Origin of the sequence: Planktothrix tepida PCC 9214, from assembly GCF_900009145.1 — a bacterium.
GTDB lineage: Bacteria > Cyanobacteriota > Cyanobacteriia > Cyanobacteriales > Microcoleaceae > Planktothrix > Planktothrix tepida.
On sequence record NZ_LN889813.1, the window covers coordinates 216,505 to 232,474 of the forward strand.

General features: G+C 39.1%; 17 protein-coding genes. 7 read left to right on the plus strand and 10 right to left on the minus strand.

The features are described 5' to 3' along the window. The first annotated feature begins 124 nt into the window (after positions 1 to 124). Both rpiA and PL9214_RS23670 read left to right on the plus strand, forming a co-directional pair. Positions 125 to 835, plus strand: coding sequence for a ribose-5-phosphate isomerase RpiA (gene rpiA / locus PL9214_RS23665; RefSeq protein ID WP_072721508.1), 711 nt, complete (start codon positions 125 to 127; stop codon positions 833 to 835). Between the two features lie 112 nt (positions 836 to 947). Continuing rightward, positions 948 to 2,129 carry an aldo/keto reductase gene (locus PL9214_RS23670; RefSeq protein WP_072721509.1) on the plus strand — a complete coding sequence of 394 codons (1,182 nt, stop codon included), beginning with the start codon at positions 948 to 950 and terminating at the stop codon, positions 2,127 to 2,129. An 87-nt stretch (positions 2,130 to 2,216) separates the two neighbouring features. On the opposite strand, the gene PL9214_RS23675 is transcribed toward PL9214_RS23670, so the two are convergent. From PL9214_RS23675 to PL9214_RS23685, 3 genes are all read right to left on the minus strand, one after another. Beyond that, the gene (locus PL9214_RS23675; protein ID WP_072721511.1) at positions 2,217 to 2,435 is read right to left on the minus strand and encodes a hypothetical protein; all 219 of its coding nucleotides are present in this window, start codon (positions 2,433 to 2,435) and stop codon (positions 2,217 to 2,219) included. Between the two features lie 257 nt (positions 2,436 to 2,692). Beyond that, positions 2,693 to 3,448, minus strand: coding sequence for an amino acid ABC transporter ATP-binding protein (locus PL9214_RS23680; RefSeq protein ID WP_072721513.1), 756 nt, complete (start codon positions 3,446 to 3,448; stop codon positions 2,693 to 2,695). Next, a complete protein-coding gene (locus PL9214_RS23685) occupies positions 3,420 to 4,835 on the minus strand; it encodes an ABC transporter substrate-binding protein/permease (protein ID WP_186440447.1) in 1,416 nt (471 codons plus the stop codon). The genes PL9214_RS23680 and PL9214_RS23685 overlap by 29 nt, the downstream gene beginning before the upstream one ends. Before the next feature lie 300 nt (positions 4,836 to 5,135). Between PL9214_RS23685 and cysC the strand changes: the two genes are divergently transcribed. From cysC to PL9214_RS23705, 4 genes are all read left to right on the plus strand, one after another. Beyond that, entirely contained in the window at positions 5,136 to 5,747 is a 612-nt protein-coding gene (gene cysC / locus PL9214_RS23690) for an adenylyl-sulfate kinase (protein ID WP_072721515.1), read from the plus strand. A 58-nt stretch (positions 5,748 to 5,805) separates the two neighbouring features. Continuing rightward, positions 5,806 to 6,609, plus strand: a complete 804-nt coding sequence (locus tag PL9214_RS23695; protein ID WP_245824350.1) for a DsbA family protein — start codon at positions 5,806 to 5,808, stop codon at positions 6,607 to 6,609. Between the two features lie 30 nt (positions 6,610 to 6,639). Next, entirely contained in the window at positions 6,640 to 7,299 is a 660-nt protein-coding gene (locus PL9214_RS23700) for a lysophospholipid acyltransferase family protein (protein WP_072721516.1), read from the plus strand. 65 nt (positions 7,300 to 7,364) lie between these two features. Next, positions 7,365 to 7,676 carry a DUF2288 domain-containing protein gene (locus PL9214_RS23705; protein ID WP_072721518.1) on the plus strand — a complete coding sequence of 104 codons (312 nt, stop codon included), beginning with the start codon at positions 7,365 to 7,367 and terminating at the stop codon, positions 7,674 to 7,676. Positions 7,677 to 7,682: 6 nt separating this feature from the next. Here the strand turns inward: PL9214_RS23705 and PL9214_RS23710 are convergent, their stop codons facing one another. Both PL9214_RS23710 and tnpA read right to left on the minus strand, forming a co-directional pair. Then, entirely contained in the window at positions 7,683 to 8,384 is a 702-nt protein-coding gene (locus tag PL9214_RS23710; protein ID WP_072721520.1) for a phosphorylase family protein, read from the minus strand. Between the two features lie 184 nt (positions 8,385 to 8,568). Further along, complete coding sequence (tnpA, locus tag PL9214_RS23715; RefSeq protein WP_072717176.1) at positions 8,569 to 8,967, minus strand: IS200/IS605 family transposase; 399 nt, start codon at positions 8,965 to 8,967, stop codon at positions 8,569 to 8,571. Positions 8,968 to 9,002: 35 nt separating this feature from the next. Between tnpA and PL9214_RS23720 the strand changes: the two genes are divergently transcribed. Beyond that, complete coding sequence (locus PL9214_RS23720; protein ID WP_222425192.1) at positions 9,003 to 10,229, plus strand: RNA-guided endonuclease InsQ/TnpB family protein; 1,227 nt, start codon at positions 9,003 to 9,005, stop codon at positions 10,227 to 10,229. Positions 10,230 to 10,257: 28 nt separating this feature from the next. Here PL9214_RS23720 and PL9214_RS31560 read toward each other — a convergent pair whose 3' ends face one another. From PL9214_RS31560 to PL9214_RS23740, 5 genes are all read right to left on the minus strand, one after another. Then, complete coding sequence (locus PL9214_RS31560; RefSeq protein WP_186440448.1) at positions 10,258 to 10,434, minus strand: hypothetical protein; 177 nt, start codon at positions 10,432 to 10,434, stop codon at positions 10,258 to 10,260. Positions 10,435 to 10,757: 323 nt separating this feature from the next. Beyond that, positions 10,758 to 14,315, minus strand: a complete 3,558-nt coding sequence (locus PL9214_RS23725; protein WP_072721522.1) for a PAS domain S-box protein — start codon at positions 14,313 to 14,315, stop codon at positions 10,758 to 10,760. 31 nt (positions 14,316 to 14,346) lie between these two features. Further along, positions 14,347 to 14,670, minus strand: a complete 324-nt coding sequence (locus PL9214_RS23730) for a circadian clock KaiB family protein (protein ID WP_072721524.1) — start codon at positions 14,668 to 14,670, stop codon at positions 14,347 to 14,349. 22 nt (positions 14,671 to 14,692) lie between these two features. Beyond that, positions 14,693 to 15,019 carry a circadian clock KaiB family protein gene (locus tag PL9214_RS23735; RefSeq protein WP_072721526.1) on the minus strand — a complete coding sequence of 109 codons (327 nt, stop codon included), beginning with the start codon at positions 15,017 to 15,019 and terminating at the stop codon, positions 14,693 to 14,695. A gap of 252 nt (positions 15,020 to 15,271) precedes the next feature. Beyond that, the gene (locus PL9214_RS23740; protein ID WP_072721528.1) at positions 15,272 to 15,760 is read right to left on the minus strand and encodes an Hsp20/alpha crystallin family protein; all 489 of its coding nucleotides are present in this window, start codon (positions 15,758 to 15,760) and stop codon (positions 15,272 to 15,274) included. Positions 15,761 to 15,970 lie beyond the last annotated feature (210 nt).

Consider the following 15,970-nt stretch of genomic DNA (forward strand, 5'->3'; position numbering starts at 1 on the left):
GGTGACTCATCCCACGTTCTTGATTATATTCCCTAATTGACCCAAACTCGGTAGACTGATCACGGGGAGTAAAATCTGCAATTGCTCCTTGTCCAAAACAGCCCTTTATTGAGGATAAATTAGAATGAGTGAACAAGATCCCGTAACATTGATGAAACAGTACGTTGGGAAAGCAGCAGCCGATCGAGTAAAATCGGGAACCATCGTCGGACTCGGAACAGGTTCGACAACAGCCTATGCCATTCAGTATATTGGAGAACGCCTCAAAAGTGGAGAACTCAAAGATATTAAAGGCATTCCTACCTCCTTTCAAGCAACAGTATTAGCCAAAGAATATGGCATTCCGTTAACAACATTAGATGAAGTTGATCGGATCGATGTTGCCATTGATGGGGCCGATGAAGTTGATCCCCACAAAAATTTAATTAAAGGCGGAGGTGCCGCCCATACCCGTGAGAAAATTGTCGATAGTTTGGCGGAAGTTTTTATTGTGGTGGTCGATAGTTCTAAATTAGTTGATCAACTCGGCTCAACGTTTTTATTACCTGTTGAAGTGATGCCATTAGCGATGACTCCGGTGATGAAAACCCTGGAAAAATTAGGAGGAAAACCCACCTTGAGAATGGGGGTCAAAAAAGCAGGGCCAGTGGTCACCGATCAAGGAAATTTAGTTATCGATGTCAAATTTGATGCCATTGAAAATCCCGCCGAATTAGAAAAAGAAATTAACAATATTCCTGGGGTGTTAGAAAATGGTTTATTTGTGGGAGTTGCGGATGTAATTCTGGTGGGTGAAGTCATCAACGGAGAAGCTAAAGTTCGAGAAATCTCCTAATCTTAAATTATAGCATAAACCCTGGTTTTCTGGTTCTACCAGGGGATGTGCTACAAAGCAAGTGGAGCCTGAAAAAACCGGTTTTTGAACTTTTAATCTTGACGTTTTTATGATGTATTACCGACGATTTGGACGAACAGAATTACCAATGCCTGTGTTTTCCTGTGGGGGAATGAGATATCAACATCAATGGCAAGATGCTCCCTTTGATCAAATTCCTGAAGCCAATCAAAAACAACTGGAAGCTTGTATTTATCGTTCCTTAGAATTGGGGATTAATCATATTGAAACGGCGAGGGGTTATGGCACGTCAGAAATGCAGTTAGGGAAAATTTTACCTAAACTTCCCAGAGAACGATTAATTATACAAACGAAAGTTTGTCCTAACCCTGATCCTTTAAAATTTAAACAAGATTTTGAGCAATCTTTAGCTTATTTACAATTAGATCATGTTGATTTACTCGGAATTCATGGAATTAATACCTGTGAAATTTTAGAAGATACGATTAAACCGGGTGGGTGTTTAGCCGTTGCTAAAGAATTACAAACCCAGGGAAAAGTTAGGTTTATTGGCTTTTCAACTCATGGCCCGACAGACGCTATTATTCAAGCCATTGAAACGAATGAATTTGATTATGTAAATTTACATTGGTATTATATTAATCAAAATAATTGGCCGGCTATTGAAGCCGCAACTCGCCACGATATGGGGGTTTTTATTATTAGTCCGTCCGATAAAGGCGGTCAACTTTATAACCCCCCGGAAAAGTTAGTACAGTTATGTAGTCCCCTCAGTCCAATGGTATTTAATAATTTATTTTGTTTAAGTCATCCTCAAGTTCATACCTTAAGTATTGGTGCTTCTAAACCAACGGATTTTGATGAACATTTAAAAACCCTTCCCCTTTTAGATCGCTGGGATGAAATTTTACCTTCTATTGTGCAACGTTTAGAACAGGAATTAATTAATTGTTTTGGGGAAGCCTGGGCGAAAACTTGGCATATTGGTTTACCTCGTCAGGAACAAACCCCGAATAATATTAATATTCCAGTGATTTTGTGGTTAAGAAATTTAGCGATCGCCTATGATATGATTGACTATGCTAAAATGCGCTATAATTTATTAGGAAATGGCGGTCATTGGTTCCCCGGAAAAACGGCTGAAGGGGTTGAACAGTTAGATTTAAGTCACTGTTTAGTTAACAGTCCCCACGCGGATCAAATCCCTGATCTGTTAGCCGAAACTCATCAATTATTAAAAGCAGAAACGGTTTTACGGTTATCTAAAAGTTAATATTTCATCTTTCAATATTTGTTACCCATCCCTATTCTGTAGAGATGCGCCATGGCGCGTCTCTACATTGGGTTAAGATCAAACGGTCTAATACGCTAAAGTTTCTAAAGTTTCGCGTAAGTACAAACTCACTAATTGATCTAAATTTGTTGTTGGTTCAATTAGGTTTAAATTACGTTCCAATTCCCAGCGTTGAAAACCCGAACTAGATGCGATCGCTGTTTTCAGATTTTGCCAGATTTGAGAATCTTCACCCCACTGATTTGAAGCGAAAGCGGTATTATCTTGAAGGGTTGAATTTGCCATCGTTCTGTACCTCATTAACAGCAGTATCTAGTTTAGAGAAAAATTCTGTTATCCGTGATACAGATTATCATTCAAACTGAGATGATTCAGTTTCATGAGGAATCAGAATTCACCGACAACAGAAACCCATGTAACATTAGTTAATATTACACACATTTTGCCAATTTGGGTCAACAAATGTTGATATAGTGCTAAACGCTAGGGAACAGGGAACAGGGAACAGGGAATAGTAAGCATTTTTCTCTTCCTGGTTCCGTTTAAAGCATTTTTTCTAAGAATTGCTTCGCCCGTTCACAGCCAGGATTTTTAAAGAATTGTTCTGGGGGAGAATCTTCTGCGAGTAACCCACCATCGAGGAATAAAATCCGGTTAGAAACTTCTTTTGCAAATGCCATTTCATGAGTAACAATTGCCATTGTAATTCCCGTTTCAGCTAATCCTTTCATAACATCTAAAACCTCTTTCACCATTTCAGGATCAAGGGCGGAGGTGGGTTCATCCATTAATAAAATATCCGGTTCCATCGCCATAGTCCGGGCGATCGCAACTCGTTGTTTTTGTCCCCCTGAAAGTCGAGAGGGATAAACATCGGTTTTATCAGACATTCCGACTTTTTGTAATAACTCGATCCCCAATTGTTTCGCCACAGGTTCAGACAGTTTCTTAACTTTCATAGGTGCATAAGTGACATTTTGCAAGACTGTTAAATGGGGAAATAAATTAAAGTGTTGAAAGACCATCCCCACACGCTGACGAACTTTTAAAATTTCAGCTTTAGGGTCGGTAATTTCTATCCCATCAATAAAAATATGCCCTGATGTCGGTGTTTCCAGAAGATTTAAACAGCGTAAAAAGGTAGATTTTCCGCAACCCGACGGCCCAATAATAGAAACTACTTGCCCTTTTTGAATTTCCGTTGAAATCCCTCTTAATACTTTTAAATCTCCAAAAGATTTATACAAACGATCAATTTTAACCGCCGTATTAACTGCTGCGTTTGAGTTGGTATTCAAGTTTATTCGCTCCCCAGGTTAAGGTAATAATCATCAGATAATAAATCACCGCCACGAAAATTAAAGGTTCAAAGTAAATATACTTTTCAGCCCCAACAATTTGAGCGCGACGTAACAGATCTTCAACGCCAATGACTGAAACTAACGTTGAATCTTTTAACAGGTTGATACTTTCATTGACCAAAGCCGGAAGAATGTTTTTTAAGGCTTGAGGTAAAATAATATCTAACATCATGAGTTGATAGTTTACCCCCAAGGCTTCACAAGCTTCTTTTTGTCCTTTATCAACGGCTTGAATTCCCGCCCGAATGGTTTCGGAAATATAGGCCCCTGAGTTCAGAGAAAAGGTTAATATCCCCGCTTGAAAAGCCGTAATATCATATCCGGTAAGTTGGGGAGTGGCAAAATAAATTAATGTTAATTGTACAAGCAGGGGTGTCCCTCGAAAAATAGAGGTATAACCTTGGGAAAAAATATTCAAGGGTTTAATTGTTGAAATCTTAAATAAAGCCAGAATTGTTCCCCAAATAAATCCAAAAAAAGCAGAGACTAAACTAAATTGTAACGTAATAAAAATCCCCGCTAAAATATAAGGGATATTGGGAGCAATTTTATTAAAATCTAGTTTTAATCCCTTCCCATGAGGAACTTCAGGGGCTTGGGTCACGACCGGGCGATCAAACCATTTCTTTGCCAGTTGCTCAATTTTACCACTGGCTTTCATCTGTTGAATCACTTCGTTAAAAGGTTGAACTAAGGGCGATCCTTTGGGAAAAGCGATCGCTGATCCAGCTTCTTCTGTATTCGGAACTTCGTTATAAACTAACCCTGGATTTGCGGCAATATACCCTTTAACAATTGTATTTTCTAAAACCCCAGCATCCAGGCGTTTTGAGTTTAATTCCTGGATAATATCACTGGTTTTATTTAAGGGAACTGCAATCACCCCTTGCCAATTTTTAACCGCTTCCTGTTGAATTGAACCGAGTTGTACCCCGACTTTTTTGCCTTTTAATTGATCGGGATTTTTATAATTTTTATCTTGCAAACTAACAATAGTATTTTTAGCTTCAAAATAGATATCGGAAAATTCTACATTTTTTTTGCGATCAGGAGTCGGTGTCATTCCCGCCATGACGAAATCCGCTCGTTTAGCGGTTAACGCTGGGATTAATCCATTAAAATCCATCCCCACAACGGTCAGATTATAGCCCAATTGCTTCGTAATATATTCCGCGATATCCACATCAAAGCCAACAATTTTTTCTCCACTGGTAGCCGTATCTTTAAACTCGTAGGGCGGATAATCTGGGGAGGTTGCCATGACTAAGGTTTTCGTTGTCCCAGAGGGATTTTCCTGGGCAAAAATCTGGGGAGACTGTCCCATAACAATGCCCCAGATTATTCCTACCATCAGAAACAAAAATAACAAAAATTTAAAGGGTTTTGTTGCAATCATGCTTTGGTTAAATCGATTAAAAACCGTTATTGTGATTAGATTTAATTTCAGCCTATTAACTGAGAAAATTCTGTAAAATTTGATCCTTTTTTTCATTTTATTACCTTTAATAGCAAATCTGGGCTCAACACAATACAAATTATTGTTAAAAAGTCAAGGAGAATTAAAAAGAAATCAAAGCAATCTTCAAAGATAAATTCGGGACGGAGATGAAGTTTGAGTTGACTGATGATCCAATCTTCACTTACCATAATAAATGAGAGATCTAGCTTAATCAGTACAACAGGAGAAAAATCGTTAATGCAGCATCGAGGTGTGACGGTATGGTTTACAGGTTTGAGTGGTGCCGGAAAAACAACCATTAGCCGAGCGGTCGCTGAGATCCTTCAACAGAAGCAATGTAAACTCGAAATATTAGATGGAGATATTGTTCGGGAAAACCTCACCAAAGGTTTAGGATTTAGTAAAGCAGATCGGGATGAAAATATCCGTCGTATCGGCTTTGTTGCCCATCTATTAACCCGAAATGGGGTGATTGTCCTGGTTTCAGCTATCTCTCCCTACCGAGAAATTCGGGAAGAAGTCCGCGAAAAAATCGGTGATTTTGTAGAAGTCTATGTTAATGCACCCTTAACGGTTTGTGAAGATCGAGATGTCAAAGGGTTGTATAAAAAAGCAAGAGCCGGGGAAATTAAAGGCTTTACAGGAATTGATGATCCTTACGAAGCCCCAACAAACCCAGAAATTGAATGTCATACCGATCAAGAAGATTTATCCGAAAGTATTGCTAAAGTTCTGCAAAAACTAGCCGAGTTAGGCTATATCTCCAATGAGGATTGACCGTTAACAATTGACGGTTGACTGTTAGGATAAAAAAGAATCGATTGGGTAATGGCTTATGAACATCTCTGGGATGAAACAAGAAGTTTATCGGTGGTCACGGTTATGGATCAGTACGGTCTTGATGGTGGCGATCGCCTTGACGAGTTGTTCACAACCCGCCCAGTCGGATCAAACGGTGAAAGTGAGTCCTGAACTGGAAAAACAAATCCTGCAAGTGATTCGAGCGCATCCAGAAGTCATTTTAGAATCCGTTCAAGCGTATCAACAACAACAGGACGGCCAACTGCAACAGGCGCGACAAGCGTTCCTCGACCAGATGAAAACGAATCCTAAAGCCATTATTGGAAGCTCTCCCGCCACAGGTGCAGCGGCTCAAAATATTGTTCTGGTGGAGTTTTCCGACTTTCAATGTCCCTTCTGTGCCCGCGCTCACCAAACCATCCAACAGTTCATGAAGGCTCACCAAGATCAGGTGACGCTGGTTTATAAGCATTTTCCCTTAACTCAGATTCATCCTCAAGCCTTAAACGCGGCGAAAGCATCCTGGGCGGCTCAACAACAAGGAAAATTCTGGGAATACCAAAATGCCTTGTTTACTCAGCAAGATCAATTAGGAGAACAATTGTATGTTGCGATCGCCAAACAGTTAAACCTGAATCTGGATCAATTCAACCGCGATCGCCAAAGCCCACAAGCCCAAGCCGCTCTTCAAAAAGATATCCAATTAGCAGAAAGTTTGGGAATTTCGGGAACCCCTTTCTTTATCATGAATGGTGAAACCTTCTCTGGCGCAGTGGAATTATCCGAAATGGAAAAAGTCTTAGCGACCGTCCAAGCATCCAAAGGTCAGAAAAACTAACCTTTCACCCCGAACTATTGAAACAAGCGCGTGAATCAAGAATTTGCATCTGTTGTGAGAAGCCGTGAACCCCTGTCCAGTTTGATTTTGTATCACTTGTTTAAGTGGTCAGTGGTCAGCCCGATGCTGCATCTCTATTTTCAAGGTCGGATTTATCATGCAGATCGGGTTCCCCTCGCGGGGCCATTAGTGGTGGTCAGTAACCATGCGAGTGATTTTGACCCTCCTCTACTTTCTAGCTGTATGGGGCGTCCCGTTTCCTATATGGCAAAAGAGGAATTATTTGAAGTTCCCGTTTTGAAACAGGCAATTTCCCTATATGGGGCTTATCCCGTTAAACGGGGTTCACCCGATCGCAGCGCCATTCGTGCAGCCTTACAACAGTTAGAGAAGGGTTGGGCTACAGGAGTCTTTTTACAGGGAACTCGCACCCTGGATGGTCGGATTACAGAGCCTAAATTAGGGGCGGCTTTAATTGCTGCTAAAGCGAAAGTGCCTTTATTGCCCGTGTGTTTATGGGGAACTCACGCGATTGTGAATAAAGGTTCCTATCTACCTCGACCTACCCCCGTAACCGTTCGGGTCGGCCATTTAATCCCACCTCCTGATTCTACGGATCGGGACGAATTATTAACCCTAACTCAGAACTGTGCTGATGAAATTAATGCACTGCATGATTTAGGACGTTAATCAGTTATCAAGTATCCGCATTATCAGTAATTCGTAATTCGTAATTCGTAATTTGTCAATTTTTTATGGAAACTGAATCTTTAAAAGACCAACTGACCGAAAATCTGGATGAAGCAGAATGGGATTGGTTAACTCCTCATGTGGAACGAGAAGTTGTGATTGTTGTAGAACCCCAACTCGATTTATTAGCAGTGGGAGAAGCAATCGCTTTAGATAATACGGCTTCGGTACAACATTGGATTAGTGAACAACTGATTTCTAAACCCTCTCCAGAGCGGATTTCTGAATGGAATGATCAGCCGAAAAAAAGATTTCAAGCGTTAATTGTGCAACCGTTTGTGTTAGTTCAAGAAATGAAGGCTGAGGGTGAAGGTTAAACTTTTTTAAACCCTGGTTAATGTCCCCAATTTTTGAGTCACTTGTTGTAAAATATGAAGACTTTTTAACCCACTACGAATCAGTTGTAATGCCTGAATCGGATGTTGTACCATGACCTTCAGTAAGGGTAATTTTTTTAATTGTCCGTTGGTATCAATTACAGTCGTTAAGTCGGGTAAATTTTGATAGCAATCATCACTAACCACCCGCACCATTGCCACTTTAATTCCTACTTTTGTTAACAGTTCTAATATAATTGTGCCTTCCATATCCACGACTTCAGCAGAATACCGTTGACCTAATTTTTGTTTTTCAACGGCCGTCGTAATCACCTGTTCGCTGGTTAATCCACAAACTAAATGAGCAGGAATGAAGTGCTGGTGTAACGCCAAAGTTAAGTCAATATCACAACAATGTTGACTTGCACCTGGAGAAATTAAAGGTAAACAGTTTTTATAAATAACAATATCTCCGATGTGTAGATCGGGTGATAAACTTCCACACAATCCTAGAACTAAAACTTGTATTGAGGACTGACTTTTAACTGCGTCTGATGTCAGCAATTCTTGTAAATAAACCGTTAAAGATTGAGAGCCAATGGGAATCGGAATCACTTGCATAAACGAGGATTGAATTTTCTGTAATCCTCGGATAACGGCTTGATATTCTTGACCTTGAGGAACCAGAATAAAATTAAATGGCTGCATCCTTCACCGTGATGATTTTAGTCTCAACATTTGCTATATTAAAATAACAAATAACTCAAAAACAAGACTATTAATCCTACATCATTTAGTTCAGACTTAGGATGCTATTTTACAATAACCGTATTCAAAGCCCACGTCTTTCAAGCGTGGGATGTAGAATACCCGCCTTTAGGCGGAGTGAAGGCTAGTGAGAGTTTTGGTTAGCAATATACTTTTTGATAGTTTCACTAGAAACAGAACCAGCCGTCCCACAATAATAGCTTCGACTCCACAAAGAAGGTAGTTTAAGTAAATGAGGAAATTCTTTTCTTAATATTCTTGATGATGCCCCTTTGATTCTGAACATAATTTGATGTGGAGCAATCAAAGGGTGACAACTAATAAATAAATGCACATGATCAGGCATTATCTCCAGAGCTAGGACATCACATTCTAGCTCTTTTGCTTTTTGGTAGATAATTTCCTCTAATCTTCTGCTCACTCCGTTAACCAACACCCTTTTCCTCCTTTTTGGGCAAAAGACAAAATGATAGTTGATCAGACTAACTGATGTGTTTTTTCTTCTATATTGATTTTCTGTCATTGTCGATACACACGATTCATCAACCTTATGTTATCATGGATGACATGACAAAAATAACTCGGACGATTAAATTGAAATTCGTGGATCTCAACCGTTGTAAAGCTCAGGTGTTTGAGCAAATGACGGCAGAAAACACACGGGTTGCCAACAAGCTGTTGTCATTGCCGATTAAAGAACGGCGTAAAATGACAACAGCTAAAATTATGTCCGAGTTAAAATCTGCCCTTGTTAACCAAGTAATCCGACATACCACATCACCCACAGGTCGTAAAACCAAACAATATAAAGTTCTTCCTGTGGAAGTTAACAACCAAAACTGGAAGTTAACCCTAAAAGGGAATACTTATTCAATTAGTTTTCCAACCCTTAAAGGTGAAAAAAGAATTCCCATTGAAGTTGCATCTCCCCATTGGCAACCTGTTTTAGACGGATTGTTAGAGGGAACAATTCAAGGGGGTTCTTTTAAATTAATTAAACATCGAAATAAGTGGTATGCCTATCTGTCAATTACTGAGGATGTTCCAGAAGTTAAGACGGAGAAAAGATTAGGATGTGACCGAGGACAGAATAATTTAGCGGTAGTTGCACCTAAACAGGGTTTTGGTAAGTTCTTTAATGGTCAAAGCGTTAAGCATCGGAGACGTTATTTTCAACAACGAAGAAAACAACTTCAAGAAGCTAAAAAGTTTCGAGCATTAAAGAAATGGGACAAAAAAGAACGACGATGGATGGATGCAATCAATCATACAATCAGCCGTCGAATTGTTCGTTTTGCCGAATACCATAATGCTGATGTTGTTATTGAGGATTTAGAAGGATGTCGAAGCACAATGAAACAGAGCCAAAAATCTCGTTCTGATTCCGGTGAATCTCGACATAATTGGTCTTATTATTCTTTGGAACAGAAACTTAATTATAAGTTGGCTCTTAAAGGATTGAAATTAATTAAAAGACCTGCGCCATACACTTCCAAATCCTGTTCAACCTGTGGTTTTATTGGTAAAAGAAATCGACATGATTTCAATTGCCCTAATGGTCACTACCATAACTCTGATTTGAATGCTGCGAAAAACCTAGCTCAATGGGACGGTTTTTCTTGTCAGTTAGACCTACAGAGAGATGCTTCTGTAATGGATTCATCCGGTTTAACTGATGGGGTGCTTGGCACACCCCTGAACTCGGTGAATACAGTCAAACAAGAGTATATTCAACTGTCTCTGCTTGACTGGACTAGATACGAGAATCCCACCCCTTTAGCGTAGCGCAGGGGTGGGAGTGTCAACATTCCACTTAGACTACTGCTAATTTTTTAACGGTTTTTTCAAGAGATGCGGTATACTTCAGAATCGAAGCCTGAGTCGCAGTTAAATCGGGCATTTCTTGCCAACAGTGGCGACACCGCCAAAACAGATGACCTCGATGAAAGTGTCGCAGCATCGGATGAGTACAACAGGGACAGTTTGGCATAAACGTTTATTAAACCTCATGAAAAGGGATAAGGGATCAATTACCCGCCTGGGAAGTAAGTTTTAAAACAGGATTAAAATAATGATTTGACAATAAAAAACAAATTTGAAGAACTTTTGAAGATTTGGCAAATTCGGAAAACTGTAATAAATCTATACATTTTGAATAAAAAATATAGCAGGGAATAGGGAATAGGGAATAGGGAATAGGGAATAGGGAACAGGGAACAGGGAACAGGGAACAGGGAGGAAAAGATTTCTCTGTTTACGTTTTAGCATCAGTCTATGTCCTAACACCCCCGGCGCGACTGCTATCAATCAAATTCACGCGAAATGATCACAGCTTTGGCTAAAAATACACACCTGATTTCGTCCCTGTTGTTTAGCTTGGTATAACGCAGCATCCGCCGCCCGTAAAATGGACTCTCCCGTTACACCTTGGGCTGGGAAGATGGCAAGCCCTAAAGATAAGGTAATCTGACCTAAATCTTGATAGTGATGTTGTAGCTTCAGATTTTGAACTTCAATTCGGATTGTTTCTGCCCTTTCCTCAAGAATTTCCAGAGAAACTTCAGGTAAAATCAGGGTAAATTCCTCTCCCCCATAACGGCAAGCAATATCTGAACCCCGGATATGTTGTTGTAAAAAAGCACCCAGTTTTTGTAAAACAATATCTCCGGCATCATGACCATAGTTATCATTATAATGTTTAAAGTGATCAATATCAATCATCATCACCCCTAAACAAAATTTCTGACGTTGGGCGCGGCTAATTTCTCGTTCTAAAGATTCTTCTAAATAACGACGATTATATAACCCCGTTAAACTATCTCGAATACTTTGATATTCTAAGGCTTCTCGTAGTTTTAAATTAGCTAACGCTAAAGCAATATGTTCCGCAACAGCGATTGCCAACCGTTGTTGGTCTTCAGAAAGTTGTCCGGGTTCCTGAGAAGCCAAACATAATAATCCCAAGGCATCTCCTTGGGCGGTCATGGGAATACAAAGATGTTCAACCGCAGGTAAAGGAACCCCAGATGACTCTATTGCCGTTGTCAGTGCTCGGCCAATTTCACTAGAATTGATTAATTTGAGTTGACTCCTATGTAATTTTTTATAGATATGTTTACATAATAAATGACTTTTAGGAGAAGCTACAAAATGAGATCTTCCTCGACGCAATGCCCAGCAATCTGGAGGGCTAAAAACACTTTCACTCAAGGCTTCTAAATTTCCCCAACTAGCAACCATTTCCACTAAATTTTTAGAATTTTTAGTCACAAATAAACTCCCCGAAAGATGGGGGAAAAAAGGCTTGAGTAATTCATTAATGACTTGATAAGCTTCTTCTGTTGAATTACACGCTTGTAAGAACTCACTCATTTGACCGAGTAGCACAGTTTCACGGTTTCGTTGTTTCAAATCATTCACCCAACGGGTGAGTTTTTCATTCGCTTGTTGAGCCGCTTCTTGGGTTTGCTTACGCTCTGTAATATCACGACAAGTCACCGCTAAACCATCGAAAAGGGGAACAACTTGCAACTGTACCCATTTGGCTTTAACATTCGGGTCAGAAACTGCTAATTCTTCCTCAAATCCTTTATGGGTTTTGAACCCCCGCAGATATTTATCAAAATATCCCCATTGTCCCCAAGGAAAAATCTCATAAAGTCCTTTTCCGAGTAAACTTTCTTTATTTTGTGAAATCATTTCTTCCGCTTTAGAATTCATATCAACCAAGATAAAATCAATTGATTTTCCCGCTTCATCTCGACAATTTTGTAATAGAAAAAACGCATCTAAACTGCCATCAATAGCGGCTCTAAACCGGGATTCTGAATCCTGAAGAGCGACGGTTGCTTTTTGCCGTTCAATAGCTTCTTGTTGCAGGTCGTTAATGGCTTTTGCTAATTCTTGAGTGCGCTGTTCTACTCGTTCTTCTAGTTCTTCATTAATTTGATGTAATTGATTTTCTAAGAGTTTCCGTTCCGCAATTTCTCGAATTAATTCATCATTGGAAGTTGCCAATTGCAGGGTTCTTTCCTGTACTTTAATTTCCAGGTCTTCTTGAGATTTTTGGATCGCTAATTCTACTTGTTTGCGATCGCTAATATCCCGCATAAAAACCGTTAAAATTTTACCTTGATCTAAAAACAACTCAGAAATAGAAACCTCAGCCGGAAATTCCGTACCATCTTTGCGACGACCGATGACTTCACTATAATCTTTAATATTTTTAAATAAACAACAATTTGAAGATACTAATTCTAAGTTAGATTGATCATGTCTTTCAATAAAAGTTTTAGAAATTAAAAGACAAAAGGGCTGTTTTAACACTTCATTTGCCGTATAACCAAATATTTTTTCAGCCCCTTGATTAAATAACGTAATTTGTTGCTCTTCATTAATAGAAATAATGGCATCTTGAGCCATATCTAAAATGCCAGCCAAGCGCAAACCCGAATCGATAATCGCTTGTTCAGCTTGCTTTGCCTTGGTAATATCTCGATTAATTTTTAGAATAGCAATCGGATTTCCGTCCCCATCTTTTTTGAGCGACCAACTACTATGAATAACCACAATATTTCCTTGACGGTTGGTTTGAATTAATTCTCCTTCCCAATTTCCTTTCTCAAACACTTCTTGGTGAATTTTATCAAGGGGTTTAGGAAATTGAGTGTTTAAGATTTTAACTAAATTTTTTCCTAATGCTTCTAATTTAGAATATCCATAAAGTTTTTCAGCCCCTTGGCTCCAATAGGTAATATTATTATTCAAATCAACGGCAACAATTCCATCATTGGCTAAATCTAAAAGTTGAGTCTGATCTTGTAAAATTTGTTGAGTTCGGGCTTGTTCTAATAGTTCTTGTTTTAACCGATGATTTAAAGATTCTAACTCGGCGGTACGTTCAGAAACTTTGATTTCCAGGTCTTCATTAATTTTTTTTAATGCTTCTTCTGCCCATTTTCGCTCCGTAATATTGGTTAGAATCACCACACAGCCTTTGAAAGAATTATGGGGAATTGAAAGGGGACTAGCACTCATAAGAAAGTTGAAGGTTTTGCCATCATCTCGCAGAAATAATACTTCTTGACCTTTATAGGGATTCCCATTAATAACGGAGGCGATTGAAAACATCGAATTGTTCTCTTTTCCCAAGCCAGACTGACCGCCATTAGAGTTGGGGAAGAGTTCAAGTTTAATCATGTCATCGAAATTAGAAAGCAGTAAATTTTTACCTAAAATTTTGTGGGATTCCTCGCTGGCTCGAATAATTTTTCCTTGATGATCACAAACAATAATAGACTCTGCCGCTTGTTCTAACAGTAGCCTAGTTAACCGTTCTTGAGCAATTAACTCTTCATCTCGTTTTTGTTCTGATAAATCCGTAACAATTAAACATCCAACGTCAACCCCTTTTTGATTTAAGATGCTAATGGAAAGATAAACCGGAACCTCAGTTCCATCCGCAGCAATTAAGATTAATTCTCCTTTCCCGGAACCCAAACTAGCCTTCTGACATAAAGCCTCAAATAGCATAATGTCAGAAGGGGAAATAAATTGTTTAAAATCGCTACCAATTAATTTTTTTAACGGGGTTTTGACTAAAGCAGCGAGTCGTTTATTACAATAAAGCAATAACGTACTATCGGTAGTAATCGTTGCCGCGCCTTCTTTCATTTCTTCGACTAAAAGTCGATAGGAAGAATCCGCCCCTTGCAGGGTATAAACTTGCTCTCCCTGTGATCCCGCAATCACTAAAGCATCCACCTCTCCATTGCCAATTGCGCGTAATGTTTCCTCGGCAATTGATAATTGGTAACGCAGATTATCAACTTCTTGTTTTAATTCTAGTTCTGATGGTTTAAAGTTAACCATAGTTAACTCTCAAATCCGGGAAAAACATGATTTAAAAGGATAAATTTAAAGCCATGAGGATTCTTTCAGTTTGAGATAAATCCCCAATAATTCGTTGTAATGGTAAGGGTAGCAGTCGAATCAAAGTTGGGACAGCGACGATGGGTTCGCCTTGGGTCAATTCGGGTTGCTGGTACACATCAATTACTTCTAAATCATAATGATCTTTTAAGTAAGTTTCACAAATGTACTTGATGGTTTTTAAAGCAAGAATTGACTTGAAATTAGTTCCCGCAATATATAAACGAAAGCTGTAAAAATTTTCCCCTCTTAGTTGCTGAAATTCCGGTTTAGATTGCAGACAATGAGATTTCATGATCTTTTCCTTGTGTATTGAATTAAAGATTTTTCCATTCTTCCCCTTTCCATAGCTCTAACCCCACTAAGACTTTTTCAGGATTGGATAAATCTCCAATAACTTGCTTTAAGGGTCGAGGAATGGTGCGAACTAATGTAGGAAGGGCAAAAATTTTATCTTGCTGGGCGAGTTGCGGATTTTCTAACAAATCGATAATTTCAATTTGATATTGACCCTGGAGATACTGCTCACAAATTTTTTTCAAATTGGTGAACGCTGTAATCGCTTTAGGTGTTTGTCCAGCAACATATAAACGAAGTTCCCATAATTTGGGTTCATCGGGTTCCAAGTTTTCTTGATTATCCATGATGTGGTGGCTTCTCTCAGTTTAATGACATAAACTGTCATTGCAAGTGTCGCTAAATACATTCTAATCACAAAATACTCAACTGGATGATTTATACAGGTTAATGACGGTAAAATCAACTGGGTTTACTGAACGGGTAGAAAGCAACCAGAGGGTTGATCAATGATAGTAATTTAGACGTAAACTCAAGTTTGATTAACCAGTAGTAGCTGAAATATAATGTAGACTCAATTAAAACATTATTGTTGCCATTCACTCTGTAGCCACAGATAACCTTTTGACCGTTGAATCACAACGAACGATAATTCCTTGAGTCCGGGGTGAAAAGGTTTTTTGCTTGGGTAAAGTGAGTTGTAATACATTTCCCTGAAATTCTGCTGTTACGGTTTCGGGATGCACCGCATAAGGTAAAGGAATCAAACTTTGAAATTCTTGGGCTGGATAGGTAAAATCACAATAACCCAAAATTTGTACCTGTTCAATCTTTTCTCCCGCTAAAAAAACCGTTTCGGATGTTACCCGAATTTGCAAATCTTCGGGTTGAAAACAGGGAATTGAGATGTTTAAAAGAAGATGGGTTGACGTTTCCAGCATTTGGACATCCCGAATCGGTGTTGTTCCCTCCTGAGCGACCCAAATGGTGAGGGGGGGATTGGTTGAAATCGGGTTATCGGTGAGAAACTGTATCCGTTGATACAAATTTCCCAGAAACTGCCAAATTTTTAAATTCTCGAAAATCATGGATTGCTTCTGCTAAAGTTTCCTGATAAATTCCCGCGCTCAAAGTGAACAGGTGTTCATTTGATTGCTTTTATGAATAACTTAGCAAGGAAATTTGAAGAAAATTTGAAGTTGAGTTTTGATTTCTTAAGATTTTTCTCATTACGAATTACAAATTGGGAAAGGGTTTGGTGGATTTAGTACAGACCCTTCTGAACACAGTCAGTTATC